We start from the raw sequence: 2,119 nt of genomic DNA, 5'->3' as shown, positions 1-2,119 counted from the left end.
ATCTGGCGCAAAACAGCCGATCAAATTATCGCGTCGATCGCCCGTCTAACCGATCGCCTCGATAAAAATACGAACTTTTGTTAAAGGACACTAGGGAAACACTTCGCGAGCGCTCGTCGCTCGCGACATGCGCGCATTCGCAACCCACCCCGGTGGCGCCCTTCGCCCGGCCTTCATGCACCCCGCGCGCATACGCCCTCGGGATTGGCGCACGCACCCCACCTGTTGCCAAAGCCCCCGGTCCACCTCACCACCGGCTCCCGACGCTCGAATACTCAATCCGCAAGCGCCATCTCCATGGTGCTTCACGCCCCCTCCTCCCTCCCGGGTACGTCCAGGTCCTGTCGTCCGACCCGCCACGCCGGGGCACCTTGACTCATCGCTTTTTTGGAACCGCCAATCCCTTCACATTTTCAACACTCAGCGATCACAAAGAACGCGAACGGCCCCCGTCAGTGTGCCAGCGAACAGACCCGTTAACGCCCTGAGCCTATTTTGAACCCTCATCCTGAATCCGCTGCAACGTGGCGATTCAGTCCCTTCCCGGCAATGTCGCTAGGAAGGACAGGTTTTGATGAAGCCGTTAAAACGGACATTTTTCCAAGCCGGGATATCCGTTTCGAAGGAGATTCACATGAACAAGCTACATTCATTTGCCTTTTACGCTTTGGTCACCCCAGCCATCACCCTCGGCGCAGGTTCTGTGCTTGCACAGCAGTACGATGAGCGGGACGTTGAGCGCGACGCGCAGAGCACCCAGAGTGAACAGGGCCAGCGCGCCGGGCAGTCTGACTCGAAAAGTGCAGAAGATTACCGTGCCACCCGCGACGAGGCCCGCATGCAGAGCCGCGGCTATATGGACTCTTCACCGGCCAACAGCATGCACGCGAGCGAGCTGATCGGCACTGATGTTAAAACCACGAGCGATGAAGATCTCGGTTCGGTCGATGACCTGATCATTGACGAGAACGGCCAGATCGTCGCTATTGTGATCGGTGTTGGCGGATTCCTGGGCATGGGCGAGAAAGACGTCGCCATTGGCTGGGGTCACGTGACCACCTCCGGCACTGCGGATGATCGGGAACTTCGCGTCGACGTTACCCGTGAAGAGCTGCGCTCTGCGCCGGAGTTCGAACGCCGCGATTGATCGCAAGCACAACCCGGATCTGGTGGGATAACTAGACGGCAGGGGCGAAAGCCCCTGCCTTTTTTATGCCTGGACTCCACACCTCCAGTACCGCATACCTCCACGCGATAGTGTTCGCCCTATCGATTTCCGCCCGGCCGCGTTCTACTCGTCCTGTACTACACGGCCGAAAATGCTGCTGCCCTGCGTACTGCCTCGATATCGTCCTGCAATGACATGGCCTGTTCGGAACGGGCCAGTGCCATGCGTGAATGCCTATTGGCGGCCGCGACCATCGCCGGGTCATCGGTCTCGGCCAACGCACGAAAAGCCTTCTGCAGTCGGATCGCAACTTCCACGAAACCGGCACCGTCACGAGCCAGAGCCGTAAATGCGTCGTCGAACAAGTCGTCGATCTCCAAGCTCGGCACGAATACCCGGTCATAGGTGATTTCCGCCACCCGGTCCTTCTCCAGCGGTGACACCCAAAGTGTAAACAGTCGGACCATTGAGCCGATTACATTGATCGCGGTCCCCGGATCATTGGTGCCAGGCGACAGCGCCTTGTCGGCGATCTCCGACAAGGCGACAAGCGCGAACCGCGGGTCATCATCAAACGCACGGTTGGGACAAATCTTGAAGGCGACAGCAAAGGCCTCCGGGTCGAACGCCTCGCACCCTTCAATGCGAAGAAGAGGACGGCGCGCGCTGACGAACGTACCCGGCAGAGCCGTCACCAAAACGCGGCAGTTGGCATCTTCAGCGACCGACTGCAACGTCTCCAGATCAATATGCTGGACATAACCAACCGTTGGCGAGAAGACCGGGGCCCCAAGGTCCCTGGTCGGATTCATGGGGCCTGCCAAAGCGCCCAGCGTGGGCGCATGACGACGCCGATCTGTCGCCTTCCCGTAAATTCGGTCCATTGAAAACTGGAGGTCTCCGGGCACACTAGAGCCAAAGGAGGCCGAGATGCGCAAGAGTCGGTTTACG

Annotated in this window: 2 protein-coding genes; one reads left to right on the top strand and one right to left on the bottom strand. The window is 59.2% G+C overall.

Features of this window, described 5'->3' with window-relative positions; translation table 11 throughout:
- Positions 1 to 634: 634 nt before the first annotated feature.
- Complete coding sequence (locus F618_RS0114560) at positions 635 to 1,147, top strand: PRC-barrel domain-containing protein (RefSeq protein ID WP_019627355.1); 513 nt, start codon at positions 635 to 637, stop codon at positions 1,145 to 1,147.
- Between the two features lie 158 nt (positions 1,148 to 1,305).
- On the opposite strand, the gene F618_RS0114555 is transcribed toward F618_RS0114560, so the two are convergent.
- Positions 1,306 to 2,119, bottom strand: an 814-nt coding sequence (locus F618_RS0114555) for a DUF2254 family protein (protein WP_019569010.1), incomplete at its 5' end; no start/stop codon positions are given.

Origin of the sequence: Thioalkalivibrio sp. ALMg13-2, assembly GCF_000381185.1 — a bacterium.
GTDB lineage: Bacteria > Pseudomonadota > Gammaproteobacteria > Ectothiorhodospirales > Ectothiorhodospiraceae > Thioalkalivibrio > Thioalkalivibrio versutus.
This window is presented reverse-complemented; position numbering and strand designations above follow the sequence as displayed.